This is a genomic window from Paraburkholderia tropica (assembly GCF_914484835.1).
Lineage (GTDB): Bacteria > Pseudomonadota > Gammaproteobacteria > Burkholderiales > Burkholderiaceae > Paraburkholderia > Paraburkholderia tropica_A.
Genome location: NZ_CAJZAR010000101.1, coordinates 15,513 through 42,248 on the forward strand (window position 1 = coordinate 15,513; position 26,736 = coordinate 42,248).

The following is a 26,736-nucleotide window of genomic DNA, read 5'->3' on the forward strand; positions in this document are numbered from 1 at the left end:
ACGCATGACACGAAATCCTGAGGGGCCGCCGCCGCGCGATGTGGCTGCGCAATCGCCCGCCCGCACCAAGGCGTTTGCGCGCATCGCGTTCGCCACGGCGGCGTCGGTTGCCGTGGCGCTCGCCTTCACCGGCGCGCCCGCGCACGCGGCGCTCGCCGACGCCGCGCACGTCTATTCGCCGCATCTGCGGCCCGTTGCGCACATCTCGGACACGCGCATGCGCATCGACACGCCGGGCGGCCCCGCCGAATTCGCGCTTTACGTCTCGCGCGACTGGGACCAGCCGCAGCCCGGCGTGACGCGCGCGATCATCGTGATTCACGGCAAGCTGCGCAACGCCGACACCTATTTTCACAGCGCCGAAGCCGCACGCGACGCCGCGGCGGCCCAAGGCGCGAACACGGCCGGCACGCTGCTGATCGCGCCGCAATTCCTCGCGACGCTCGACTTCGCGGGCCGCGACAAACCCGCCGATCTGCTGCGCTGGGACGCCAACGGCTGGATGGCCGGCGACGCCGCCGTCGCGCCGCAAGCCGTGAGTTCGTATGCGGTGCTCGACGCCATCGTCGCGCGGCTCGCCGACCGCACGCGCTTTCCCAACCTGCGCCACGTGATCTTTGCGGGCCACTCGGGCGGCGGCCAGGTCGTGCAGCGCTACGCCGTCGCGGCGCGCGATCTCGGCGCGCTCGCGCAGGCTGGCATCGACGTGCGTTACGTGGTGTCGAGCCCGTCGACGTATGCGTATTTCGATGCCGAACGTCCCACGCCCGTCGACGCCCGCGCCTGCCCCGATTTCGATACGTGGAAATACGGCATGCAGCAACGCCCCGCTTACCTCGCCGACCGCACGCCCGCGCAACTCGAAGCCGCGTATGCGCGGCGCCGCGTGACGTATCTGGTCGGCGGCAAGGACGACGATCCGCAGCAAAAGGCGCTCGACCGCAGTTGTCCCGCCGAGGCGCAAGGCCCGCAGCGGGTCGCGCGCGCGCAGGCGTACTTTCGCTATTTGCAGGCGCGCCATCCGCAGGGCTTCGAGCAGACGCTGCATGTCGTGCCGGGCGTCGGTCATAACGGCGCGCGCATGTTGACGTCGGCGTGCGCGCTCGCGGCGATGTTCGATACGCCGGGGTGCGCGCCATGAGTTCACTTCGTTCTTCGCCCGCTGCGCCGGCTGCACCCACTGCGCTGAACGCGCTGTCTCCCACCATGGTCCGCCGCGCGATCTTTTCCTCGGTGCTCGGCAACGGACTCGAATGGTTCGACTTTCTGATCTACGCGTACTTCTCGAAGATCATCGCGCAGGTCTTTTTCCCGGCGGGCAGCGGCTTTCTTTCGCTGATGCTCGCGCTCGCGACCTTCGCGATCGGTTTCGTGGTGCGGCCGTTCGGCGGCATTCTGCTCGGCCTCTACGCGGATCGCGCGGGCCGCAGCCGCGCGCTCTCGCTGATCATCATCTCGATGGCGGTCAGCACGCTGCTGATGGGCCTCACGCCCGGTTACGCGCATATCGGCCTCGCCGCGCCCGCGCTGATCATCTGCGCGCGGCTGCTGCAAGGGCTCTCGGTGGGCGGCCAGTTCGCGACCGCCTCGGCGATGCTCGTCGAGTACGCGCCGCCCGGACGCAAGATGTTCTACGGCAGCTTCAACATGTCGGCGCAGTCGTTCGCGCTGCTGCTTTCCTCGGGCACCGGCTATCTGCTGACGACGCAACTCACGCACGCGCAACTCGTCGCGTGGGGTTGGCGCGTGCCGTTTCTCTGCGGTGCGCTCGCGGGGCCGATTGGCTTTTATATCCGCCATCGCGTCGCCGAATCACCGGAATTCGTCGAGCTGCGCGCGCACGAAGGCAAGCCGCCGCGCGTCACGTTGCGTCAGTTCTTCCGCGACAACGGCCGCGCCGCGCTCTGCGCGATGGGCGTGATCGCCGTCGGCGCCGCGACCAACTACGTCTGGCATTCGTATATGGCCGTCTACGTCGAGCGCGAGTTGCACTTGCCGCTCGCCGTTGCCTTGCGCGGCGCGTTCTTCTGCGGCGTGCTGAACCTGTTCCTGTTTCCGATCGCCGGATGGTTGATGGACCGCTTCGGCGCGTACCGGCTGTTCTATCCGGTGACGATCGCGTGGATGGCGTGCGCGTATCCGCTGTTCGTCTACGTGGTCGCCGCGCCGTCGGCCGGACGGCTGTTCGTCGCGCAGGTGATCTCGACGGTCTTTCTCGCCGCGATGTCGGCCGGTCACCCCGGCATGCTCGCGACGCTCTTTCCGGTGCGCAGCCGCTCGTCGGGCGTCGCGCTCTCGTACAACGTCGCGGTGACGCTGTTCGGCGGACTCGCGCCGTTCACGATCACCGGACTCACGCGTCTCACGGGTTCGAGCCTCACGCCCGCGTTTTATCTGATTTTCGCGGGGCTGTTCTCGCTCGTGCTGGTGGCGGCGTCGCGACGCGGCCACCGTGGCGCCGACGACAGCCGCCTCGCCTCGCCACGGAGCCCTGCTGCATGACCTCGCCCACCGCTCACGACCGCGCCGAAGACTTCGCCACGGACAGCGCCACGGACAGCGCCACGGACAGCGCCCACGACGAACGCGCGCCGAACGAACGGCCCGTCGCCGTGATCGCGCCGCTGCATCTCGACGTCGACACCGCGCGCGGACGCGGCACGGTGCCGCTCTACGCGTCCGGCACCTGGGGCGCGCAGCGCAACGACGCCACGCGCGCCGTGATCCTGCTGCACGGCCGTTTGCGCAACGCCGACGCCTACTTCGAACTCGCGCAACGCGCGCGCGCGGGCGCGGCGGCGAGCGGCAACAGCACGGCAAGCGACACGCTGCTGCTCGTGCCGCAATTCCTCGCCGATGCCGACATCGACGCGCATCGCCTGCCGCCTTCGACGCTACGCTGGGACTGGACCAGCTGGATGGGCGGCGACGATGCGCATGGGCCCGCGCCGCTCAGTTCGTTCGACGTCGTCGATGCGCTGCTGGCCGCGCTCGCCGATCCGCTGCGCTTTCCGGCGCTGCGCGAAGTCGTGATCGCCGGGCATTCGGGCGGCGCGCAGGTCGTGCAGCGCTACGCGGTGCTCGCGGCTGGCGACGCGGCGCTTGCCGCGCGCGGCGTGGCGCTGCGTTATGTGATCGCGAATCCGTCGTCGTATGTGTATTTCGATGCGCAGCGGCCGGACGGCGCAGGCGGGTTCGCGCCGTTCGACGCCGCGCGCTGCCCCGGCTTCAATCGCTGGAAGTACGGGCTCGACGCGCTGCCGCCTTACGCGCACGCGACCCAGGCAAGCGGCGCGCCGCTCGATCCGCGCACGCTCGAAGCTCAGTACGCGCGCCGTCGCGTGACCTTGATGCTCGGCGAGCGCGATTGCGATCCGGCGCATCCCGCGCTCGACCGTTCGTGCGAAGCGATGACGCAAGGCGAGCATCGGCTTGCACGCGGCCGCGCGTGGGCGCAATACATGCGCGCGCGGCATCCTGATGCGAGCGCGCACACGACTCACGAGATCGCGGGCGCGGGCCACGACGCCGATGCGATCTTCGGCTCGCCAGCGGGACGCGCGGCGTTGTTCGGCTGAGCGTGTTCACGCCGCGCCCGCCCGCTGATTCCACTCACACCTGCGCCATGAGCGCGCGCACGGCATCGCGCGCTTCGCGGCCGAGTGCCGCCATGTCGAGATCGGGAATGGCGTCGTCGACCACCACGGCCCGGCCCGCCGCGAACAGCGCCTTCAACGCGGGCCGCCCCCCGCTCGCGACCGGACCGATCGCCGGATCGTGCAGGCCGAAGTAGCGCGGATCGTCGAGCCGGTAGATCGCGAGGTCGGCCGGCGCACCGGGCGCGATGCGGCCCAGCTCCGTCAAGCCCAGCACGTCCGCGCCGCCCGCCGTGCCCCAGTGGATCACGTCCTCCACGCTCGCCGCGTGCGCCCCGCCCTCGAAGCTGCCGCCCGCATACGCCGGGCGTGCCGCCATGCCCGCGCGGGCGCGCTGCGCGAGCCACGTCATGTGCACCTCCGAGATCATGTCGGCGGCCTCGTTCGACGCCGCGCCGTCCACGCCGATCGAGACCGGCGCGCCCGCCTCCGCCAGTTCGGTCAGCGGACAGATGCCGCTGCCGAGCCGCCCGTTGCTCTGCGGACAATGCGCCACGCCCGTGCGCGTCTGGCCGAGCATGGCGATCTCGTCGGCGTCGAGTTTGACGAGATGGGCGAACCAGACGTCGTCGCCGAGCCAGTCGTATTCGCCGCAGAACGCCACCGGCGAGCAGCCGTGCATCGACCGCGCGCTGTCCTGATACGAAACCGTCTCCGACAGATGGCTGTGCAGGCGCAAGCCCAGCCGCCGCGCGAACGCCGCGCTCTCGCGCATCTGCTGCGGCGAAATCGAATAGAGCACCGTGGTCGGCGCCATGACGACGCGCCTTGACGCGCGCGGCGACGGATCGTGATAGCGCGCGGCCAGCCGCTCGATATCGGCGAGATAGTCGTCGAAGGACTCGGGGCGCAAGGCCGTCGGCAACTCGGCCTCAAGCTGGCGCGTGCGCGTCGCGCCGCCGCGCAGCAGCACGAAGCGCAGGCCCAGCCGTTCGGCCTCTTCGAAAAGAATCGCCGAGCTGTCGAACGGCATCTGCGGGTAATAGAGGTAGTTGTGGTCCGCGACCGTCGCGCAGCCCGAGCGCGCCAGTTCGATCAAGCCGATGCGCGCCGCCAGCCGGAACCGCGCTTCGTCGAAACCGGCGCGAAAGCGGTACGGCGTGGCCGCGAGCCAGGGCGTGAGGCTCGCGTCGAGCCCCGCGCGATCGCCCTTGAGCAGCGACTGGAACAGATGATGGTGGGTGTTGACCCACGCCGGATAGATCACGCAGTCGCTTGCGTCGATCACGCGCTCGCCGGGCAGCGGCGCGAGCGCGCCAATCGATTCGATGCTGTCGCCGCGCAGGCGGATGTCGGGACCGGCGAGCCGCGTCGCTTCGCCCGCGCGCGGGTCGCCGCCCGTCATGATCGCGGCGGCATGACGGATCAGCGTGGTGGGAATCGTGGATGTCATCGGGGACGCCTCATGAAAATGCCGTTGCGTTGTTCGTTGCTTGTTCGTTGCTTGTGGGTTTACAGCTCGCTCTCGTGCCAGCCGCGCAGACACACGCGCGACAGCCACACGGTCATGCCGAACAGCAGCACGCCCGTCACGGTGATCAGCAGCAGCGCCGCGAACAGACGCGGAATGTTGAGCTGAAAGCCCGCTTGCAGGATCTGGTACGCGAGCCCCGCCCCGCTGCCGCCCGTGCCCGCGACGAACTCGGCCACCACGGCGCCGATCAGCGAAAGTCCGCTGGAAATACGCAGCCCGCCGAAGAAATACGGCAGCGCGCTCGGAATGCGCAGGCGCACGAGCGTCTGCCAGCGCGTCGCGCGATGAATCCGAAACAGATTGACGAGCCCCGGATTCACGCTGCGCAGCCCGAGCGCCGTGTTCGAGATGACCGGAAAGAGCGCCACCAGCATCGCGCAGACGACCAGCGCCGCCGTCGTGTTCTTCACCCAGATGATGATCAGCGGCGCGATGGCCACGACCGGCGTGACCTGCAACAAGACCGCATACGGGAACAGGCTCGCCTCGATCAGCGGACTCTGCACGAACAACAGCGCGATCGCCACGCCGAGCACCGTCGCCACGGCGAAGGCGAGCAGCGTGATCTTGAGCGTCGCGAGCAGGCTCGCGAACAGCATCGGCCAGTCCTGCACGAGCTGCTGCACGATCGCCGCCGGCGACGGCACGAGGTACGCCGGCACCGCGCCGAGCGTGCACCACGCCTGCCAGATGCCGAGCATCAAGAATCCCACGCACCAGGGCGCCAGCGCGCGCGCTACGCCAGGGCGACGCAGCAGCGGCACGCGCTCGCGCGCGGAGGATGTCGCGGTCGTGGCGATTTCACTGCCTGCGCGCGCCATGCGCATCGGCTGCACGGATTGTCCGCTCATGATTGCACCTCGCTGTCCTCGTCGATCTGCGACGCGGCGTGCGCGTCGGAAATGCGTTTCGAAAGCGCACACGTATGTTCGACGAACGGCGCGCTGATGCGCCAGGCGTCGTCGCGTGCGGCGGGTCCGTCGATCGGCACGTCGGCGATCACGCGGCCCGGCCGCGCCTGCATGACCACCACGCGGCTCGACAGAAATACCGCTTCCTGAATGCTGTGCGTGACGAACACCACCGTCATCGCGCGGCGCTGCCAGAGCGCGCGCAGATCGCTGTCGAGCCGGTTGCGCGTGAATTCGTCGAGCGCGCCGAAGGGTTCGTCGAGCAGCAGCAGATCGGGCTCCGTGACGAGCGCGCGGGCCAGCGACGCGCGCATCTGCATGCCGCCCGACAACTCGCGCGGCCGCGCGGCGCAGAACTTGCCGAGCCCCACGCCTTCGAGCGCCTCGCACGCGCGCGCCTGCGCCTCGCGGCGCGGCACGCCCGCGAGATCGAGCGGCAGCCGCACGTTGTCGGCGACCGTGGCCCACGGCATCAAGGTCGCTTCCTGAAACACGAACGAGAGCCGCCGCCCCGGTGCGCCCACCGTCTCGAACGGGCCGCCCCACCAGCGCAGATGGCCGTGCGTGGGCGTTTCGATGCCCGCGAACATCTTGAGCAAGGTGCTCTTGCCGCAACCCGACGGCCCCAGCAGCGAGACGAACTCGCCCGGCTCGATGTCGAGCCGCACATCATCGAGCGCGACGGTGCCGTTCGGATAGCGCTTGTCCACGCGCTGCACTGCAAGCAAGGGAATCGACATGGTCACACCTCCGTTTCGATGCGGAACACTTCGCGCTCGCCATGCGTTTCGAGCAGCTTGAGCAGCATGCGGCGCATCAGCAGGCCGGGCTGATCCGATTCCATGTGGCACTCCTGCTGACGCCGCACGTCGATGCAGGCGTCGTAATCCGTCGCTTCGAGAATGTCGCGGTCTTCGTCGGTGATCGGGCGGTCCCAGTCGATTAGCTCCTGCGTCGAGCACGCGTCCTCGGTGTCGTTGCGATAGAGCCATTGCGACAGCATGATCGTGCGGTCGTCGATCGGCGTCGCGCAGTTGTAGATGATGTGATGCACCCCGCTCGCCGGATACACGCAGCCGAAGCGCCGCGCGAACGGCATGAACCAGCGGTTCAGCAGATGGCGCTCGGTGATCTCCTCGGTCGTGCCGGTGATGCGATGGCTCGCGGCCGGATTGCGCACGGGCACGTGCGTTTCGGCTTCGAAGCCCCAGTCGTTGGGACGGAACTCGTATTTCGACGGCTTCGGGCTGCTGAACAGGCCGAAGTTCGCCTTGTGCACGAAGCTGAAATGCGAGTTGTCGAAGGAGTTTTCCATCATGCGCAGCGGGCTCGTTTCCCAGCGCTCGTAGAACTGCAGGATGCGCCGATAGCCGCCCGCAGTTTCCTCGGGAAAGTCGGGAATGGGCTGCAACGGTTCGTCGAGCGCGACCCACGCGTAGCCGTAGCGCGCCTCGCAGCGATACGCGGGTACGACGGCGCGCGAGGGAATGGCGGTGCCGTCGTTCTGCGGAATCTTCACGCAGCGGCCGCTGCAGTCGTAGGTCCAGCCGTGATAACCGCAGGCGATGTTGCCGTCGTCGTCGACGAAGCCTTTCGAGAGTTTCGCCGTGCGATGGCAGCAGCGGTCGCGCAGCGCGTGCGGCTGGCCGTCAGCGCCCTTCCAGAGCACGATCGGTTCGCCGAGCAGCGTGAACGGTTGCGGGCCCGCGTCGAGTTGCGACAGCGGCATGATGGCGTACCAGAAGCGGCGCAGAACTTTCTGTTGCGTGACGAGCATGGGGTTGTCCTCGTGTTGTTCTCTTGGTGTGCAAGACCTTCAGGGCATGACCTTGAGGGTGTCGACGAACTGGAGCGTGTAGGCGTTGCGGTAATCCGTATCGGACTTCAACAGGCCCGCGTCGACCATGTAGTCGTAGGTGCGTTTCCAGCGTGCGTCGGTCATGGCGCCGATGCCGAGCGTCGCGGCGTCGCCGCCGGTGACGAGCCGCAGCTTCTTCATCTGCGCCACGCCGTAGGCGAGTTGCGCGTCGCTCATCTGCGGGTTGTCCTTCTTGATGAGCGCGTTGCCCGGCGCGGGATCGTTGAGATAGCTTTTCCAGCCTTCCATCGACGCCTTCACGAAACGCGCGACCAGCTCGGGCTTGTGCTTGAGCGTGTCGCGCATCGTCACGATCGTGGTGTTGTACGGCGGATAGCCCGCGTCGGCGAACAGGAAGAAGTGGGTTTTCACGTGCGCCGCGTCGGCCTGAAAGGTCTCCGAGGTGGGATAGGCCTGCATGGCCACGTCGCGGTCCGCGTAGAACGGTTGCAGGTTGAACGTGTAGGGGCGCGCCTGGGCGTCGCTGTAGCCGTACTTCGCCTTGAGCCACGGCCACCAGCTCGTGCGGCCCGAGCCCGCGACGAGGATCGTCTTGCCCTTGAGATCGGCGAGCGTTTTCACGTCGTCGTGCGTGAGCATGCCCTGCGGATCGAACTGGAACGACGCGGCCACCGTCGTGACGGGAATCTTCGCTTCGACGGCCGACAGCACCTGGAAGTCGTAGCCGAGAATGAAGTCGGCCTGGCCGCCCGCCAGCAGTTGCAGCCCGTTGACCTGCGGGCCGCCCATGCGAATCGTCACGTCGAGTCCGTACTTCTTGTAGATGCCGGTCGCGACGGCCTGATAGAAGCCGCCGTGCTCCGCCTGCGCATACCAGCTTGTGAGGAGCGTGACGTGATCGTCGGCGCGGGCGATGGTCGGCAAGGTCGTCATGAAAACCGGCGCAAAAACGCCGAGAAAACGCGCGAGCCGAAGCCAGCGCGCAACGCGAAGCAGATTGCTCATGGAGGCACTCCGGGTGCTGTGGGGAATGATGGCGCGAAGCCGATCCGCGGCGCGTGCAAGCGCCGGTTCGGCAACGTCGTGGTGATGAATCGTTTGGGGCCGTTGCATCGCTCGCTCCTTGTTGGCGGAACCCGACGGTTCCGGTCAAACGCCGATCGATGATCGGCGTGGGCGCACGATGCGCCCCAAGAGCAATGCCCCACGGTGCCGGCTGCCTCGAAGGCCGTGCCGGTCGCTAGCCGCTTCTACTCTGTACCGTGTTTCAAGCGAGCTTCGTGCCAGCTATGCACGAAACGCCGCACTCCTGCAATGACGGGGCGCAAAGCGCTGCGTGCGCAACGTCGTCGCCGCTGGCGGCACCTCGGCTGGGCATCGAAGCACCAGCGGCGTGCGTCCATGCCCGCTCACCCGCGAGGCTGCCGCCGCGTTCAATGCTCCGCATACACGCCCGCCATCGTCACGAAGCCTTCGAGACGCTTGATGCGCGTACACCATGTTGCGAGCGACGGATAGTCGATCGTGTCGATCTGCGCTTCGTCGAGCAGCACGACGGGCGCGAAGCACGCGATATCGGCGATCGTCGGCGTGCGGGTCGAACAGAGGAACGGCGCGCCCATCGCCTCGTTGAACCAGCAGGTCTCGTCGAGCAGCCGCAGCAAGGGCCGCGCTTCGCGATCCGCGCGAGGCAGCGGCGCGCCCACGTCGTGGAGCACGTGCTCGCGGCGCGTGAACACGATGTGCGAGAGCCGCGTCGCCACGCCGAGCCAGCGCTGGATCGCGGCGTGCGTTCGCGCGTTGTGTTCGGGCAGCCACGTGCGGTTCGCGTCGTATCTCGCCGCCAGCCAGACGAGGATCGCGTGGGCGTCGGCGAGCGTGGTGCCGTTGTCCTGCAACACCGGCAACGCGCCGAGCGGACTCAGCTCGCGAAACGCGGGCGCATCCTGCTGGCGCGATGGATAGCGTTCGACGCGGCTGCGCTCCGCGTCCAGCCCGAGCAAGCCCAGCAGCAGTCGCGCCTTGTAGCTGTCGCCGCAGAGTTCGTCGTCGTGGAGTTTGAGCATGGGCGGCCTCACAGGTCGAGCGTCAAGGTGGGCGTGCGCGCGCGCGAGACGCACACGAGCATGCAGTCGCCGGCGGCGCGTTCGCGCGCGTCGAGCCACACGTCGCGATGCAGCGGCTCGCCGTCGAGCACGGGCGTCAGGCAGGTGCCGCAGACGCCCTGCTCGCACGACGTCGGCACTTCGACACCATGAGCGCGCAGCGCGTCGAGCAGGCTCGTACCGGCGGGCACGTCGACGCTGCCGCCGCTGCGTGCGAGATGCACGGTGAATGGGCGGTCTTCTTCGCTCGATGCGTGGCTCGATGCGCCGATGGCCGGTGAAATCGCGCTTGGTGCGGCGTCCATGCGCACGAGCGGCATCGTGACGGCGACGGGCGATGGCTGCGCGCGTGGTGGACGGTTTTGCGCGGACGCTTCGTTGGATGCATCGGCCTGCGCTTCTGCCAGCGTTTCACTCGCCGCTTCGAGCGCATCGCGCATGGCATTGAGCCGGACCTGATGTGCGCGCTGGAGCGCGAGCCGTTGCTCCACGTCGAAGTCGCCAGGCACGACGCCGTGCACGCGCGTCTTGCCCGCCCGCGCGGGTTGCAGCACGAAGATCGCCGAACACGCCGCGCCGTCGAGCGACTCGATCGTGAGCGTGCCGCGTTCGCATTCGAAGGCGGCGCATTCGGCGGCATCGGCCTGCGGCAGCACATAGGCGGACAAGGCGCGCTTCACGCTTGCGAGATCGGCGTCGATCGTCGTGCTGCGCAAGGGCACGCAGGCTGGCGGCTCGGCGGCGGCGAGCGCGTCGATGGGCGGGAACGCCGCCGTTGACGCACCCTCCGCGCCCTCCACGCTTGGGCACGTCCACACGAAACCGTAGCGCTCGATCGCGGGCCACGTCGTCACGTGAATCGGCGGCGCGCTCGCCTGCGGATGCGCGGGCACCGCGCGGCACGCGCCCTCGCCGCTCGCGAACCGCCAGCCGTGATACTGGCATTGCAGCGTATCGCCGCGATGATGACCGAGCGAAAGCCGCACGCCGCGATGCGGGCAGCGGTCTTCCCACACATTGACGCGCCCGTCGTCGGCACGCCAGACGACGAGGCCCTCGCCGTGCAGTTCGGTGCGATGAATCGCGCCATTGTCCAGCGCGCCCGCCGCGCACAGCGCGTACCAGCGCGCCGGTTCCTGCCTGCGCTCAACCATGCTGCGCTCCTTGTGACGGTGAGTCCGTCGTGCCTTCGGTCGTCCCATACGTCACGCCGCGAGCGCGCAGCCAGCGCCGATACGCCACCGACATCGCATCGGCCAGCACCGGATGTTCGCTGCCCGCCGTCAGCGGCAGGCGCTTGGGCACCTGGTTGACGAGAATCTTGATGTCCTGCGCGAAAATCGTTTGCTGAAAGCCGCGCAAGGCTTCGTCGGGGCTCGCATCGTCGAGATAGCTCATGACCGTGTGCGCCACGCACCACTCTTCGTCGAGCGGCTGCACGAACAGCGCGATGACGTCGAAGCGCTCGGGCTGCGGCGGACAGGTCTTGTACAGCACGGCGATATACGGCCGCGCCACGCGATAGACGTACTGCACGTCGAGCGCGGCATCGGCGGTCATCGCCGCGCGCGGCTGATAGAAACGGCAATCGCGCGCATAGAGTTCGTCGTTCGCCTCGTCGTGCTCGATGCGATACGGCGCGACTTCGGTGTAAGGCTCGACGCCCAGATAGCCCGTATGCACGAACGGAAAATGGCCCATGTCGAGAAAATTCTCGACCGCGCGCAGACCGCTCACATGCACGCGAAACGCACCGGCGTGCAGCAGGCGGCGATCCGGCTCGGCGGTCTCAGGAATCGCGACGATGTCCGCGCGCGGCTCGCCGAGGCATGCCCACACCACGCCATGTCGCGCACGCGCGTGACACGGCGTGCCGAGGTCGAGCCGCGTCACGCGCGGCGCATTCGACCCGTCCGGCACGTTCGACGAACCATCGCCAGGCTCGACATACAACTCGACGCCCAACAGCCGCGTGCGCCCCGCTCGCAGGCCGTCGAGCGCGGCCACCGGATGCCAGTCGTTCCAGATCAGCGCGTCGCGCGCTGCGTCGCTTAACGTATCCATCTGCGCGTCTCCCAGTTCCTTTTTCGTGGTGCGCGCAAGCTCACTGCGCGAGGCTGCCCTGCACGCCGTCGACGAACCAGTCGAGCCGGTTGGCGTCCGCCGCCGACAGCGCCGTGCCCGCCGCCACGCGCGTCTGGCCCTTCTGATCCTTGATCGGCCCGGCGAAGGGATCGAGCGTGCCCGCCACGAGCGCGGCGCGGCGTTCCGCCAGCTTGCTCAGCGCCTCGGGCGGCACGGCCTGCGCGTTGACGTGCACGAGATCGGTGATGCCCTCCTTCACGCCCCAGTACACGGGCTGATTCGTCCACGTGCCCTGGCGCACCGCCTCGATCGCCTTCACGTAATACTTGCTCCAGTCGTAGGCCACCGAGCCCAGATGCGCGTGCGGCCCCCATTGGCTCATGTCCGAGTCCCAGCCGAACGCGTGAACATGATGCGCTTCGGCCACGCTCATCGTCGCCGTCGAGTCGGTGTTCTGCATCAGCACGTCGGCGTTCATGCCGATCAGCGTTTCGGCGGCCTGGCGCTCCTTGCCCGGATCGAACCAGCTGCTGATCCACACGACCTTCACGACCGTCTGCGGCGCGACCGAACGCGCGCCGAGCGCGAAGGCGTCGATATTGCGGATGACCTCGGGAATCGGCACGGAACCGACGAAGCCCAGCACATGCGTCTTCGACGTGTAGCCCGCGAGCACGCCGGCCAGGTACGCGGATTCGTAGACCTTGCCGTTGAAGTTGCCGAGATTGCGCGCGCTCTTGTAGCCCGAGCAATGCAGGAACACGGTGTCGGGATAGTCGCGCGCGACTTTCATCATCGCGTCCATGTAGCCGAACGAGGTGCCGATCACGACCTTGTCGCCCTTCGCCGCGCGGTCGCGGAACACGCGTTCGGCATCGGCGTTTTCGGGGACGTTCTCGATCCGCTTGAGCTGCATTTCGCCGCCGAGCACCTTCTGCGCGGCGCTGATGCCGCGTTCGTGCGCATAGGTCCAGCCCGCATCGCCGGGATTGCCCAGATAGACGATCGATACGTCGAGCGGCGCGCCGGCGGCTTGAGTCGTTGGGACCGCTTGCGCGGCGCTGGCGCCGAGCGGGCCCGCGAGCGTGGCCGCGACGATCGCAACGAGCGAAGCGGACCAGCGTGCCAATGTCGGCACGGCGGCGGGCGCGGCGCGGCGCAGGGTTGACGGTGCAGCGGAAGGCGAAACGTTGAGACAGGCGTTAAGGCTGGCGGGCGTCGTCATGTGGGCGTTCCATTCAGGGCGCGAGGTGAGGAAGCGGAGCGTGCGGTGCAGACAGGTCTTGATGCGTGATACCGAGTTCGGCGAGCGTTTCGCAGACGATCCGTGCGAGCGCGTCGGGCTGCGCCAGTTGCGGAACGTGGCCGCATTCGAGCGTGCGCACGCGCGCGCCGGGCACCAGCGCCTGCATGCGGCGCTGCAAGGGCAAGAGGACGGAGCGGTCGAGCGTCGCCTCGACGTAGACGCGCGGCACGCGGCCAAAGCGCGACGCGCTGAGCGTCGCGACGAGCGCGCGGCCGCCTTCGGCCTGCGGCGTGAGCAGGCTGGCCGCGCGCCGCGCCGCGTCGGGCGGGCAATCGTGCAGAAAGATCTCCAGCGCGGCGTCGGCGGGCACACGCGACACGCGGCCGTCGTCGCTCCAGACCAGGTAAGGCGCGATGCCGCTCGCGTTCTCGACGTCGGCGCTGGCCGCATCCACCAGATCGCCGTAACCCATGCCCGACGGCAGCATCATCCCGGCGACGTAGACGATTGCCGCGACGCGTTCCGGCACGGCCTCGGCCACCTGCGAGGCGATCACGCCCGCGCCGCTGTGCGCGACGATCACGCACGGGCCGTCGAAGCCCGCGAGTTCGGCCCGCACGGCCTCGACATAGGTATCGAGCGTGATCTCGCCCAGCGCGGCGTCGCGCGCCGGATCGGCGCCGTTGCCGGGCAGATCGAGCGCGTGCGTGTGCCAGCCGCGCTCGCGCATCGGCGCGCGCCACGCGTCCCACGCCCACGCGCCCTGCCACGCGCCGTGGATCAGCAGCATGCCGGCTGCGCGCGTCATCCGTAGGTTCTCCGGTAGCAGGCCTGCAAGTGGTCGCCGACCGTGATCGGCGGCCAGGCCGCGGCTTCGCCCGGCGCGGCCGTGATGCAGGTGACGAGATAGTCCGGCCGGCCGGTGAAAAAGAACGGCATCGAGTAGCGCTCGCGCCCCGACACGTTGACGACGCGATGCAGCGTCGAGCGATAGCGGCCGTTGGTCCAGCGCGCGATCAGATCGCCGAGATTGACGACGAAGGTGCCCGGCAGCGGCGGCACGTGAATCCAGGCGTCGCCGTCCTCGACTTGCAGGCCGCCGTGCTCGTCTTGCCAGAGCAGCGTGAGGCAGCCGAAGTCGGTGTGCGCGCCGCAGCCCTTCTGCCCCGGCAGCGCGCCCGCCGGCTGCGGCGGATAGTGGAGCAGGCGCAGCGTCGCCATCGCGTCGTCGCAGAAATCGTCGAAATGGTTTTCGGCGAGGCCGAGCGCCAGCGCGAGGCCGCGCGTCAGGCGCTTCGAGAGCGCGTACAGCGCGTCGAAATACGCCTGCATGGCGGGACGAAACGCCGGCGAATGGCCGGGCCACTGATTCGGGCCGCAGTTGAACGTGCCCGCCTGCACGTGCGGATGGTCGTCGGCGAGTTCGTTGCCGATGTAGAAACCTTCCTTGAGATCGGGCGGCGTGCCCGCCTCCAGCACCTGGCCGCGCAGCGGCTCGTAACCCCGGTTGCAGGGCGAGAGCGCCTTGTCGACGCGGCGCTTGTCGGCCTCGTCGAGCGCGAAGAAGGCTTCGGCTTCGCGGCGCGCGGCGTCGACGAGCGCGGCATCGACGCCGTGGTTCGCGATGTAGAAGAAACCTTTGTCGGCGCAGGCGGCGTGCAGCGCCGCGCCGACCCGGGCGCGATCATCGGCGTGCGCCGAAAACAGGCCGCCGATATCGATGACCGGCAGCGTGGCCGTGGGGACGTTGCGCGCGGCGAACGGCGCCTCGGCGGGCGGGCAGACTGACATGCGAGTTCCTTGCAAAAGGATTTCAGGCAAGTCTAGCCGTGCCGCCGTGCTCAAAAAAGCAGAGAAAAGTGTCCATGGTGATGCCGTTTCGGCATCGGCCCGCGCGTGCGCGAATTGCGGCTGGCCGATGACCGCCGCCCACCCCCGCTTTCACACGAGCGGCTCGTCCTCTTCGCGTTGGGCGATGGCTTCGGCGAGCAGGCGCACGAAGGCGTCGAGCGCCGGGGTCATCGTGCGGCCGGCGCGCGCGTAGACGCCCAGTTCCGAGACGAGCGGGCGCGGCGAACGCAGCGGAATATGCACGAGCGAGCCCTCGGCGAAATCGTTTTCGAGGCCGAGCCGCGTCTGGAATCCGACGCCGTGGCCGCGCGCCGCGAGACGCCGCATCAGCTCGATCGAATCGCTTTCGAGCACGGTGTCGAGCGGCTTGGCATAGCGGCGGATCAGCGGTTCGAGCAGGCCGCCGATCGACAGCCGCGCGTTACCGAGCAGCAGCGGAAACCGCGCGCATTGCGCGAACGTGACGCTCGCCTCGGACGCGAGCGCGTGTCCGGCCGACACGATCGCGCCCAGCTGGAAGCGGCCGACCGCGAGCTGCTGGAGATCGCCCGTGTGAGGCAGCGAGAACGCGAGGCCGAGATCGGCGTCGCCATCGAGGATCATGCGCCGGATGGCGGCCGAGCCCGCCGTGTGCACGTGAAAGCGGATGCCCGGATAGCGCGTCAGCATGCGCTCCACCACATCGGGCAGCAGGCCCGTATTGAGCCCTTCGACGGTCACGACCGAGATCTCGCCGCGCCGGATGCCGCGCAGCGCGTCCATTTCGCTGTCGAAGCGGCGCGCGTCCTGAAGCACCGTGATGACGTGGCGCGCGAACGCCTCGCCCGCCGCCGTGAGCGCGAGCCCGCCCGGCAGACGCTCGAACAGCGGCGTGCCGACTTCGGCTTCGAGCTTCAGCAATTGCCGGTTCACCGCCGACGACGCGACGTGCAGCTGCCGCGCCGCCTCGCGGATCGAGCGGTGACGGCGGATGGCATCGAAGTAGCGCAGCGAGCGCGCGTGAATGTGCGAGGCGAGCGTGTCGGAATGGGCGGGCTTGCGCATGGGCGATCAAGTGGACGGTTCGGGCGCAAGCATCGTACCGTACCGCGCGGGGGGAATTGGCGGGGCGGTGATTGGGGATGCGGGCGGATACTATTGGCAAGCTCAAGGCGCCTCAAACGCCCGACTCAACCCTGCTTCCTGACTGAACGCGACCCAGCAGCACGCAGATCCGACGGCGAATGGCCCCCGATGCGGCGCATGGCATGCGCGAGGGCCGCGCCGCTGCCGAAGCCTACGCGAAACGCCACTTCGCCGATCGGCAGATCCGTTTCCACCAGCAACCGGCAGGCATCCCTGTAACGCGCGCGTTGCTGGAACTCGCCGATCGACAATCCGGTATGTTCGCGAAATAGCCGCGTAATGTGACGGCGCGAGATTCTGAATCGTTCGGAGAGCGCGTCGAGCGGGATCTCGCGATCGGCGTGCGCGGTGATGAAGGCTTCCAGATCGGCGACCAGCGCCATGCCGTGTTCGCCGGGAGCGTTGGCCGAGGACGTCTCGCCTGCGATGACCTCGCCAATGCACTGCATCAGCAGCGCCGACGACAAGGCCTGTCGAGTCGCGGCAAGTCCGTAGCTCGGACCTTCATTGCGCAGCGAGAGATCCTGCAACGACCGGATCGCCGCCGAGCGGTTGACCAGCACGGCCGTCCGCGTGCGGCGTCGGAATTCCTCGAGCGAACCGACACCGCTATCGAGCTTGCGCAGCGCTTCGTCGGTGACATAGAGCGCGACGTGCGCGTGAGACGCGCACGCGGCTTGCGTCTGATGCGCTCGCCCGGCCGGGATGACCACGAAGCGCTCCTGCGGCAGCCAGACTCCCGCGCGATGGTCTTCATGCTGGATCTCGACAGCGCCGTGAATCGGCAGCATGAACATCAGGCAATCGTGCCAGTGCCACGGCATGGCGTAGCCGCCGCCGCCGGTGAGCGTTGCGTGGCCATCATCGGCCGCAACGAGCAGATCCTTGTTGGCCGGTTGGCTGACTTGATCGAACGAGCGCAACATCGAGGGACTTTCAGAAAGTGGTGTGTGTCGTGAGTATGACCGGCTCACCTGCGAAACGGAAACCGATTCGTAAGACACTAGCACACCGTCGCAGAAGCGATGGCGAAGCGCCAAAGGCCCCGCCAGCCGGGCATCCGGTGGTCAGGAATCGGGGGTTTCGACCGTTCGCTGGGGCGCGCCGGGTCTGCGTCGCCTTGCGCGCCAAAGCATGGCCCGTTCGATCAAGAGAATTGGCCCGGCCACACGCGCGGCCCCCAGGTGCTCCACGTAATCTGAGCGGATGGAAACGCATCCCCCCTCAGCGGCCGCACGCTCCGCCATGTCGCCGCGCCAGACAGTCGAACTCGTCAGCGTGTTTGCCGCCGGTCCCGGAGGCGGCAACCCTGCGCCGAACCCGTTGGGACAGCCCGGCGTGACCTCCTCGCCTGCGCCTGAACCTCAGGCGACGGATGAGACGGTGGTCCAGATCGGAACCTTGCTGGTCAATTTTGAACAACGCGATCTGCGCCGCGACGGCCGTGCCTTGCGCATCGCCGCGCCCGCTCTCGATATCCTTTCCGTCCTGTTTCGTGCCGATGGCGCAGTCGTCTCGAAGAACGACATCATCGATGCAGTCTGGCCCAGGCAAATTGTCGAGGAGAATCGGCTTCAGGTGCATATTGCGGCGTTGCGTAAAGCGCTCGGCGACGACCGTGATCTCATCAAGACGGTATCCGGGCGCGGCTATCTGCTTCTCAAGCGCGTTCACGACGCACGATCCGCGAGTCGTCCGGTTGGGTCGGCTTCGCTTCCGGTCCGCGCCGGCACGTTGATTGGCCGCGACGATGAATACGCGCGCATCCTTGCCCAGCTGACCGAGCTTGAACCTGGTTCGGTGCTGACGCTGGCTGGCGAAGGCGGAGTCGGCAAGACAGCACTCGCTACCCGCGTGGCCCATGAGGTTCGCGAACGGGGGGCGAGCGTCCGCTTCGCGGCGCTCGCTTCGGCACAGACGCGCGAAGACGTCGTGACAGCGATCGCCCTCGCCTGCGAGATCAGCCCCGATGTCGACGCGGGAGAATCGAGCCTGCTTTTGCAGATTCGCGAGACGTTGCGTCGCGACAGCGCGCTCACCGTGCTCGTGCTCGATAACGCCGAACAGGTGATTGAACCCGCTGCGGCGCTGGTCGAGACGCTGAGGCCCCTGCGCGAATTGCGCATTTTGATCACGAGCCGCGAACCGCTCGCGATTCTCGCGGAAACGGTCGTTCGCATCGAGCCGCTCGCGGTTCCGCCAGAGAGCGCGAGCATGCAGACGATGCTTGCGCACGGCGCGGTCGAGCTTTTTCTGCAGCGCGCCCGCCACTTCGCGCCAGACAGCGCGACCAACGAGGTGAGCATTCGACGCATTGCCGATATCTGCCGGCGTCTCGATGGTCTGCCGCTCGCCATCGAACTGGCTGCGGCGCGCGTCGCGGTACTCGGTATCGAGGGCGTCGCTTTGAGGCTGCACAAGCAGTGCGACGACCGCCTCGATTTGCTCGGGGGCGGCCTGCGATCGGCTCCGCCGCGCCATCAAACGCTGCGCGCGACCCTGGACTGGAGCTATGCGTTGCTCGACGCCAGCGCGCGCGCATTGCTCCGCAATCTCGCGCTCTTTGCGGGCGCGTTCACCCTGGACGCGTTGTGCGCGGTCGGCGCGGAACCCGGCGCGCAAGTCGCAGACGTCATGGCCACGCTGGATGACCTGGTGGCCAAGTCCTTGCTCACGGTGGAATTTCGCGGGGCGATCGCACGATACCGGCTCGGAGAATCGACCCGTGCCTATGCGATGGAGCGGTTGCGCGAAGCCGGGGCGCTACGGCATGTTGCGGCTCGGCATCTTCGCTATCTTCACCACTTCTCGGACATCACGTATCGCTCGCGCCGTCGCATGCGCCATTCACTCGCGAAGCGGCAAAGCGCCCACGGAACCCGTCAAATACGCCGTCCGACGACGTTTTTGCTATCCGTGCTGGAGTGAGCAATACAGGTCCGGGAGGCAAAGCGCAATGTCCAGCGGTAGCGGCGCCGCTGTATCCGATGGCGCGTGCCAAGGGAAGTAGTGGGGGAAAGGTGTGGCTCCTGGATGGGGCGCGCCAGCGGCGTCTGCAAGCTCGAACTCGGTTTCGTCAGAAGCGGCAACGCATTCTCGACTTCCTGTCACCACGATTACCGCGAATGCACAGCAGGCTATAGCGATAGTGGTATGGATTTTGACTCTCATGTCGTGGCTCCCGTTCTGTTGAATCGGATTCCTTAACAATGTGCTGGGTTGGTGAAGTCGCTTACCCCTTACTCGTGACATCCGCGACGTTTATGGTTGATGGTCACCCTGCGCTGCAACAACGGCCCGTAGCTTTTACGGCATCGTAGACGAATCGCTGACGGCCGAACATAACCTGAATAGGTGGCATGCCTGCGCCCCACGCCACGTCACCCCACCCGGCTAGCGCTACGGCACCTAAAGTTCGCTATCGCAACTTGCCGAGCCAAAGCGCGGTGAGCGTCGAACGACTCCGAACATTGAATTTGGTGTAGATCGACTTGATGTGGACATGCGTCGTGTTCGGACTTTGGTCGAGTTTCTGCGCAATCTGCTTTTCCGTGAGTCCATCGAGCAGTTCAAGCAGCACCCTTCGTTCGGCGGACGTCAGCGGAGCGTCGGCGATGAGCAGGCCGTGGCTGAGCAATTGCTGCCGGCAATACCATCTGAGCCCATGTACCACGAAGGCCAGAAGTTCGAGATCCTGCGCAGAGAAACGCGGTGCCTGCACATCGCGAAACACAAAGAGGTGAATCCGCACGTCGTCGTTGAGCGAGCATCGCACCTGGATGCTGTCGCTGTGACCGACTTCGAGGTAGTGGCGGCGATAGTGCTCGCCATTAAACCATTCCGCGGGCATCGCCTCGAAAAGCAGATTGGCACGGAACGGCTCGTTCCCCGATGCGGCCACGACATGTGACGAGTCGACCTTGCCGGACCAGAGCGTGTCGAACTGCTCCTGCACGGAAGCGATCACCTCGGGGACCGGATGCAGCAGCCGAACCAGACGCGGACGCCAGCCAAATAAAGGATCCTTCGGCGCGGGCGAAGGCAATCGGACAACGACGGCCCAAAGCGCGTTTTTCGCCGAGACCATGGCACAGAGCGTGGCTAGCAGGTGGGTCAACGCGGCATCGCCCTCGCCCGCCGAAAACTCGGCCAGCCGATCCCAGAGTGCAAAGACGCCATCGTGGGGCGGTGGATTGGCGTGATCCGCGAATGGATGCATGTCGTCCCCAAAAAGAATGGGCGAATCGCCCATCTTCGGTGATCTTGGCCTCGCCTGACAAGTGGCGCCGCGCGCACGTACAGAGGTCTTCGAACATCCGGGAGTCGGCTATTTTTTCAATCTCGCGATTAACTGCAAGCGTCCTGAAAGGCGCCAGTAGTACGAGCCCGAACACGATCTCAAGAACGGTCGTGTAATGAGTCACGACGCCTCGAAACATACAACGCTCTTACATTTATTGGACTTGTTTAGAGAAGCCTTTCGTGACAATTACTACCTTCCAGACGCGGCACTCTACCCACTGGAAATGCCTGTAATATTCCGTAACTCTGTGATATGTTGGCGTCCTCGAAGGTGAGCCGAATGCGTTTTATCGCGTTCGCGTTGCCCGACAGTGGTTCGTAATGTCTGATATTTCGCCCCATGCCGGGCGTGAATCCATTAGTACTACGATGTATTTATCAGCCCAACTCAGCAATCCAGCGTCGACGCAATTTCGGCTGCAAAGCGCAACGCTGTCGCCTCTTACGCGACAGCCTCGAAGCCTGGGCCATGAATGAAATCGGATAGGGTCAATGACGTCGATCGCGGGTATTTTCCACTTGCTCTCCAGGGCTATTCCTGGGCGAAATCCCAGCGCTATCGTCCGAAGACTCCGCATCATCATGTATGCAGTGCTCCATCCGGTTGCCGCGCGCATCTGGTTGAGTACGTTGGCGTCGAACGCCCTGCTTGGCGAGATCGCCATTCGCAACCGTCGCTATCTTGAACGTCCCTTTCGACAATTCATTCAGGCAGACATGCGTGCCGGCGAGCGTGCGGCACTACTGCGCGGGCATTTTCGAGTCGTGCAGGAATGCTTCGGTGATGAATGGGTGCGCAGTCTTTATCTCGATGCCCAGGACCAGACGTTGGCCGTGTGCGGAAGGTACGCAGTCGTGCTGCGCGAGCCGGTACGCTGCTGGCGCGAAGGCCTGCTGACCGTCGCATGGCGTGACGTGGTCGAGCAGGTCGACCTCGCATGGGCGACCGTCAGTTTCGAGTGGCATGCCGAATCGGGCAAACGCGGGGCGCTGATCGGTGGTCTGCAAGGGCCCGCGAGCGAAGGTCGGGAGCAGGTGCGTGAAGCGACGCGCGCCTGTCACGGTTTGCGACCGAAGGCGGCTGTGCTGGAGGTCGTCTGCGCTTTGTGCAGGATTGCAGGCGTCGACGAACTGGCTGGCGTGACGAAGAAGACTCACGTTTCCTATGCCACGCAGTCTCAAATGAGCGCCGATTACGACGGCTTCTGGCAGGAAATCGGCGGTGTTGAAGCCAATGGGCGCTACGTGCTGCCGCTTCACCTGCATCACCGCGATATCAGCGAAGTTCCGTCGCACCGACGTGCTGCGTTCCGCAGGCGGCAGGCGCTGATTGCTGATTTGCTGGCGCAGATTGCTAGCGCCATGGAAACGGATCAGGCTGGAAAGGCGACGCCGACTCCGCTGAATCATCCAAAGGCTGACAACCCGATCGTTGATTTGGCTACGCTTCGCGCTATCGATCACTTTGGCGCGGCGCCGCGTATCGTCGTGGAGATTGGCGAACCGATGCAGAGCGATCCGGGGCGTCAGCAGAAAATCGCGGCCTGATGCCTGCGATTCAAATCGCAGTGTTGTTTCGATAAGCGTTTTTGAGGAGCGGCACCGTCCCGAAGCACGGTGCCGCTCCTCGTCTGAGCGTGCTTATTCAAGCCCGCCCTGGCACAGGTACTTGATGCTCAGGTAGTCGTCGAGACCGTACTTCGAGCCTTCGCGTCCATAGCCCGATTCCTTCACGCCGCCGAACGGCGCGGCTTCGCTCGCCACCGCCCCTTCGTTGATCCCGACGATGCCCGTTTCGAGCTTGCGCGCCACGCGGTCGATGCGGCGCACGTCGTTGGTGTAGAAGTACGCAGCGAGCCCGAACGGCGTGTCGTTGGCGATGCGGATCACCTCGTCTTCGTCGCTAAAGCGGAACAGCGGCGCGACCGGACCGAAGGTCTCTTCGCAGCAGAGCATCATGGCGTCGGTGGCATCGGCGAGCACGGTGGGCGCGTAGTAGTTCGGCCCGAGTTCCGAAAGGCGCTTGCCGCCCGCGAGCACGCGCGCGCCGTTCGCCACGGCGTCGTCCACGTGCTTGGCGATCTTGTCGATGGCGCGCTCGTTGATCATCGGGCCGATCTGCGCTTTCGCATCCGTCGCCGGGCCCACGTGCAGCGCGCTCACGCGCGTCGCGAGCAGTTCGCCGAATTGCTCGTAGACCGATTCATGCACGTAGATGCGGTTCGGGCACACGCAGGTCTGGCCGCCGTTGCGGAACTTCGCGAGCATGAGCCCCTGAACGGCCGCTTCGAGATCGGCGTCGGCGAACACGATGAACGGCGCGTTGCCGCCGAGTTCGAGCGAGAGCTTCTTGAGCGTGCCCGCCGATTCGCGCGCGAGATGCTTGCCCACCGCGGTCGAGCCCGTGAAGGTGATCTTGCGCACGCGGTCGTCGGCGAGCCAGTCGGCCACGGCGGCAATGCCTTCGTCGCGCGCCGCCGAGATCATGTTGAGCACGCCGTCGGGCACGCCCGCTTCCTGCGCCAGCGCGGCGAGCGCGAGCGCCGTGAGCGGCGTGTCTTCGGCGGGCTTGGCGACGACCGTGCAACCGGCCGCGAGCGCCGGGGCGATCTTCCGCGCGATCATCGCGAGCGGAAAATTCCACGGCGTGATTGCCGCGACCACGCCGATCGGCTCCTTGATAGCCGTCATGCGCTTGCCGCGCTGCGTCTGCGGAATGATGTCGCCGTAAATTTTGGTCGCTTCCTCGGCGAACCACGCGACGTACGACGCGCCATACGCGACTTCGCCGCGTGCTTCGGCGAGCGGCTTGCCCTGCTCCAGCGACATCAGGCGCGCGAGGTCCTCGGTGTTCGCGAGGATGAGCGCGTGCCAGCGGTTCAGCACCGCGGCGCGTTCGCGGGGCAGCTTGTCGCGCCACGCAGGCAGCGCGCGGGCGGCGGCGTCCGTGGCCGCGCGCGCGTCGGCGGCGGCGCTGTTCGCGACCTGCGCGAGCGTGGCTTGCGTGGCCGGATTCGTCACCGCGTAGCGGGCGTTACCGGCGGCGGCAATCCACTTGCCGTCGATGAAATTCTCGTGTCGAAGCAGTTCGCCTCGCGTCAACTCCAAACTCACTGCGTTCTCCTTTTCTGCAAGAGGGTTCGAGCGCCGAATGTTTTAATTCGACGCGACTTGTTCTTCCACGGCCGCTTCGGCCTTCGCTTCATCCGGCTGACGATCGAGCCACTGCGCGAGATGGAGCGCCGTGCGTCCCGTGGTATTGCGGATCTGCGATCGGCAGCTGAAGCCGTCGCTCACGATCACGGCGTCGTCCTGCAACGCATCAATCACGGGCACGAGTTCCGACTGCGCGACCTTCTTCGCGAGATCCGCGGTCTTCTTGTGATAACCATACGCGCCCGCCATGCCGCAGCAGCCCGTGGGCAGCACCGAACCCTTGCTCGTAGCCTGCTTGAGCAACTGTGTTTCGGCCTTCATGCCGCCGCACGCCTTCTGATGGCAATGACCGTGCACGTGCACGTCTTCGTCGAGCTTCGGCAGCGTGACGCCGTGTTCCTGAAGCAATTCGGCGAGCGTCTTCACCGCTTTGGCGAGCGCGTGCGCGCGTGCATCGTTCGGGAACAGCGCGCGCAATTCGTCGCGGAACACCGAGAGGCAGCTCGGTTCGAGCACGACCACGGGCAACTTCGCCTCGATCACGTTCGCCATCTCCGACATGATCGTTTCGAGGTTGCGCTTCGCTTCGTCGAGCAGACCCGCGTCGTACATCGGACGACCGCAGCACACGTGCTTGCTCAGCAGGCGCACTTCGAAGCCCTTCGATTCGAGCACGCGCACCGCCGCTTCCATCACGTCGGGCGTGAAGCCGTTGTTGAACGTGTCGGTCCACAGCAGCACGGGCGTGCGCTTCTTCGTCGTGCTCGTCGTGCTTTCAGGCTGCGCGAGCAGGCGCTTCGCGCTCGCGCCGTTACGGAAAGTCTTCGAGGCGATAGCGGGAAACTTCACGTCCTCGGCGAGACCGAATTTCGCGCTCACCTTGCGGAACGACGGATTGCGCATCAGCGCATTCGCCACGCCGCTCACATGCGTGGCGACGGGCAGCCAGTTGCCGATACGGCTCACCATCGCGTCCATCACATGACGGCGCTTGTGCTTGTGATACTCGTAAAGAAAGTGGCTCTTGTACTTCGCGATGTCCACATGCGTGGGGCAATCACTGCGGCAGCCCTTGCACGCGAGACAGTGATCGAGCGAATCCTTCACGGCTTCGCTTTGCCAGCCGTCCTCGATCACTTCGCCCTTGAGCAGTTCGAACAGCAGACGCGCGCGGCCCCGCGTCGAATACTTCTCTTCGCGCGACGCGCGATAGCTCGGACACATCGTGCCGCCGCTCAGCGAACGGCACTTGCCCATGCCGATACAGCGTTCCGTCGCGCGCGCGAACGTGTCGGGCTTCGCGAGATCGCCGAACGTGAACGGGCTCGACACATCGACGCGACGATAGGTCGGGCCGAGGCGCAGGTTGTCGTCCACCGGCATCGCATCGACCAGTTTGCCCGGATTCATGCGCCCGCGCGGGTCCCAGATCGCCTTGAAGGCGCGGAACGCTTCCATCAGTTCCGGCGAGTACATCAGGTGCAGCAGTTCGCCCTTCGCCTGGCCGTCGCCGTGTTCGCCCGACAGCGAGCCTTCGTACTTCACGACCAGCTTCGCGGCGTCGAACAGGAACTCGCGCCACGTCTTCACCCCTTGCGCGTTGCGCAGGTCGAAGGTGATGCGCGAGTGAATGCAGCCATCGCCGAAATGGCCGTACATATTCGTTTTATAGCCGTACGATTCCACGAGCGCCGAGAATTCGCGCAGGTAGGCGCCGAGATGGCGCGGCTCCACGGCGGCGTCTTCCCAGCCCACGACCGGATCGGGCTTCGACATGTCGTCGCCGATGGAGGTGGCCGACGCACCGGTTTCGCGCACCGACCACAAGCGCTTCATGAGCGCGGCATCGTCGACGAGCCGCGCCGAAGGCGTGCCCGGCAACTCGGGCGCGAGCGCCGCCGCGCGCTGCGCGAATTCCATCGCGACGGCCTTGTCGGTCGCGCCGAATTCGACCATCAGCCACGCATTGCCTTCGGGCAATTCGGCGATGTCCGCCAGCGCGAGACCGCGTTCGCGCAAGCCGCCGACGATGCCCGTGTCGAGCCCTTCCATCGCGATCGGCGACAGCGGCAGCAGTTGCGGCACGCAATCGGCGGCATCGAAAATGGTCGGGAAACCGAACACCACGAGCAGGCGATGCACGGGGTTGGTGACGAGCGTGGTTTTCGCGCGCAGCACGGAAACGCAGGTGCCTTCCGATCCCACCAGTGCACGCGCGATGTTGAAGCCGTTCTCCGGCAGCAACTGGTCGAGGCTGTAGCCCGACACGCGGCGCTTGAGCTTGGGAAAGCCTTCGCGGATGGCGTCGCCGTATTTCTCCACGAGACCGAGCAGACCCGAGACGATTTCCGCGCGTCGGCCGCCCGCCGCGAGATGCTCGCGTAGCGCGGCGTCGTCGGTCGGGCCGACCCAGAACTGCTCGCCGTCGTAGGTCAGCACTTCGAGTGCTTCGATGTTTTCCGCGGTCTTGCCCGCCATCACCGAATGCGCGCCGCACGAGTTATTGCCGATCATGCCGCCGAGCGTGCAGCGGCTGTGCGTGGCGGGATCGGGGCCGAACGTGAGGCCCTTGAGCGCGGCGGCGTCCTTGAGCTGATCGCAGATCACGCCCGGCTGTACCGTCGCCACGCGGCCCGTCGCGTCGATTTCCTCGATGGTCGTGAGGTACTTCGACGCGTCGATGATGACCGCCGCGTTGACCGACTGCCCGCACATCGACGTGCCCGCGCCGCGCGTGAGCACCGGCACGTCGGCCTCGCGGCACGCGCGCATGGTTTCCACCACGTCTTCGATGCTGCGCGGCACGACGATGCCGATCGGCACCTGCCGGTAGTTCGACGCTTCCGACGCATACGCGGCGCGCGTGCCCGAATCGAAGCGGACTTCGGCCTGCGTGTGGCTGGCAAGCCGGCGCTGGAGCGCGAGCAAGGCGTTGATATCGTGGCGGGGCAGATCTTTTGAATTCATGACATCACTAGCGTGGGGCGCTATTTTCTAAAGTGGGTG

General features: G+C 66.6%; 21 protein-coding genes. 5 read left to right on the plus strand and 16 right to left on the minus strand.

What is annotated here, in order from left to right:
- The first annotated feature begins 4 nt into the window (after nt 1–4).
- From LDO54_RS35650 to LDO54_RS35660, 3 genes are read left to right on the plus strand one after another with little or no spacing between them, the layout of a single operon-like run.
- Nucleotides 5–1,141: an alpha/beta hydrolase gene (locus LDO54_RS35650; protein ID WP_224017306.1), complete on the plus strand. Its 1,137-nt coding sequence runs from the start codon at nt 5–7 to the stop codon at nt 1,139–1,141.
- Nucleotides 1,138–2,502 (plus strand): MFS transporter, encoded by a 1,365-nt coding sequence (locus LDO54_RS35655; protein WP_224017309.1) that lies wholly within the window; start codon nt 1,138–1,140, stop codon nt 2,500–2,502. The genes LDO54_RS35650 and LDO54_RS35655 overlap by 4 nt, the downstream gene beginning before the upstream one ends.
- Nucleotides 2,499–3,578: an alpha/beta hydrolase gene (locus LDO54_RS35660; RefSeq protein ID WP_224017311.1), complete on the plus strand. Its 1,080-nt coding sequence runs from the start codon at nt 2,499–2,501 to the stop codon at nt 3,576–3,578. Before LDO54_RS35655 ends, LDO54_RS35660 begins: the two co-directional genes overlap by 4 nt.
- 34 nt (nt 3,579–3,612) lie before the next feature.
- Here LDO54_RS35660 and LDO54_RS35665 read toward each other — a convergent pair whose 3' ends face one another.
- The 13 genes from LDO54_RS35665 to LDO54_RS35725 form a co-directional block, all read right to left on the minus strand.
- Entirely contained in the window at nt 3,613–5,049 is a 1,437-nt protein-coding gene (locus LDO54_RS35665; protein ID WP_224017312.1) for an amidohydrolase family protein, read from the minus strand.
- Nucleotides 5,050–5,108: 59 nt separating this feature from the next.
- Complete coding sequence (locus LDO54_RS35670; protein WP_224017821.1) at nt 5,109–5,951, minus strand: ABC transporter permease; 843 nt, start codon at nt 5,949–5,951, stop codon at nt 5,109–5,111.
- Between the two features lie 26 nt (nt 5,952–5,977).
- Complete coding sequence (locus tag LDO54_RS35675; protein ID WP_224017314.1) at nt 5,978–6,781, minus strand: ABC transporter ATP-binding protein; 804 nt, start codon at nt 6,779–6,781, stop codon at nt 5,978–5,980.
- 2 nt (nt 6,782–6,783) lie between these two features.
- A complete protein-coding gene (locus LDO54_RS35680) occupies nt 6,784–7,818 on the minus strand; it encodes an aromatic ring-hydroxylating oxygenase subunit alpha (protein WP_224017316.1) in 1,035 nt (344 codons plus the stop codon).
- A 39-nt stretch (nt 7,819–7,857) separates the two neighbouring features.
- A complete protein-coding gene (locus LDO54_RS35685; protein ID WP_224017823.1) occupies nt 7,858–8,793 on the minus strand; it encodes an ABC transporter substrate-binding protein in 936 nt (311 codons plus the stop codon).
- 500 nt (nt 8,794–9,293) lie between these two features.
- Nucleotides 9,294–9,926, minus strand: coding sequence for a glutathione S-transferase family protein (locus tag LDO54_RS35690; RefSeq protein ID WP_224017318.1), 633 nt, complete (start codon nt 9,924–9,926; stop codon nt 9,294–9,296).
- An 8-nt stretch (nt 9,927–9,934) separates the two neighbouring features.
- Nucleotides 9,935–11,119 (minus strand): Rieske 2Fe-2S domain-containing protein, encoded by a 1,185-nt coding sequence (locus tag LDO54_RS35695; protein ID WP_224017320.1) that lies wholly within the window; start codon nt 11,117–11,119, stop codon nt 9,935–9,937.
- Nucleotides 11,112–12,029 (minus strand): aromatic ring-hydroxylating oxygenase subunit alpha, encoded by a 918-nt coding sequence (locus tag LDO54_RS35700; protein WP_224017322.1) that lies wholly within the window; start codon nt 12,027–12,029, stop codon nt 11,112–11,114. Before LDO54_RS35700 ends, LDO54_RS35695 begins: the two co-directional genes overlap by 8 nt.
- A 40-nt stretch (nt 12,030–12,069) precedes the next feature.
- Complete coding sequence (locus tag LDO54_RS35705) at nt 12,070–13,275, minus strand: BMP family ABC transporter substrate-binding protein (protein ID WP_224017324.1); 1,206 nt, start codon at nt 13,273–13,275, stop codon at nt 12,070–12,072.
- 13 nt (nt 13,276–13,288) lie between these two features.
- Nucleotides 13,289–14,104 (minus strand): alpha/beta fold hydrolase, encoded by an 816-nt coding sequence (locus LDO54_RS35710; protein ID WP_224017326.1) that lies wholly within the window; start codon nt 14,102–14,104, stop codon nt 13,289–13,291.
- Nucleotides 14,101–15,087: an isopenicillin N synthase family dioxygenase gene (locus LDO54_RS35715; RefSeq protein ID WP_224017328.1), complete on the minus strand. Its 987-nt coding sequence runs from the start codon at nt 15,085–15,087 to the stop codon at nt 14,101–14,103. Before LDO54_RS35715 ends, LDO54_RS35710 begins: the two co-directional genes overlap by 4 nt.
- 150 nt (nt 15,088–15,237) lie before the next feature.
- Nucleotides 15,238–16,191, minus strand: a complete 954-nt coding sequence (locus LDO54_RS35720) for a LysR family transcriptional regulator (RefSeq protein WP_224017330.1) — start codon at nt 16,189–16,191, stop codon at nt 15,238–15,240.
- A 125-nt stretch (nt 16,192–16,316) separates the two neighbouring features.
- Nucleotides 16,317–17,312, minus strand: a complete 996-nt coding sequence (locus LDO54_RS35725) for a helix-turn-helix domain-containing protein (protein ID WP_224017332.1) — start codon at nt 17,310–17,312, stop codon at nt 16,317–16,319.
- A 205-nt stretch (nt 17,313–17,517) separates the two neighbouring features.
- Here LDO54_RS35725 and LDO54_RS35730 point away from each other — a divergent pair, with 205 nt between their 5' ends.
- Complete coding sequence (locus LDO54_RS35730; protein WP_356792615.1) at nt 17,518–19,200, plus strand: ATP-binding protein; 1,683 nt, start codon at nt 17,518–17,520, stop codon at nt 19,198–19,200.
- 490 nt (nt 19,201–19,690) lie between these two features.
- On the opposite strand, the gene LDO54_RS35735 is transcribed toward LDO54_RS35730, so the two are convergent.
- A complete protein-coding gene (locus tag LDO54_RS35735; protein WP_224017333.1) occupies nt 19,691–20,524 on the minus strand; it encodes a helix-turn-helix transcriptional regulator in 834 nt (277 codons plus the stop codon).
- A gap of 542 nt (nt 20,525–21,066) precedes the next feature.
- On the opposite strand from LDO54_RS35735, the gene LDO54_RS35740 reads away from it, so the two are divergent.
- Nucleotides 21,067–22,122: a VirK/YbjX family protein gene (locus tag LDO54_RS35740; RefSeq protein WP_224017335.1), complete on the plus strand. Its 1,056-nt coding sequence runs from the start codon at nt 21,067–21,069 to the stop codon at nt 22,120–22,122.
- 93 nt (nt 22,123–22,215) lie between these two features.
- Here LDO54_RS35740 and LDO54_RS35745 read toward each other — a convergent pair whose 3' ends face one another.
- Both LDO54_RS35745 and LDO54_RS35750 read right to left on the minus strand, forming a co-directional pair.
- Nucleotides 22,216–23,688 carry an NAD-dependent succinate-semialdehyde dehydrogenase gene (locus LDO54_RS35745; protein ID WP_224017337.1) on the minus strand — a complete coding sequence of 491 codons (1,473 nt, stop codon included), beginning with the start codon at nt 23,686–23,688 and terminating at the stop codon, nt 22,216–22,218.
- A gap of 42 nt (nt 23,689–23,730) precedes the next feature.
- On the minus strand, nt 23,731–26,697 hold the full coding sequence (locus LDO54_RS35750) for an FAD-binding and (Fe-S)-binding domain-containing protein (protein ID WP_224017339.1): 2,967 nt from the start codon (nt 26,695–26,697) through the stop codon (nt 23,731–23,733).
- Between the last annotated feature and the right edge of the window lie 39 nt (nt 26,698–26,736).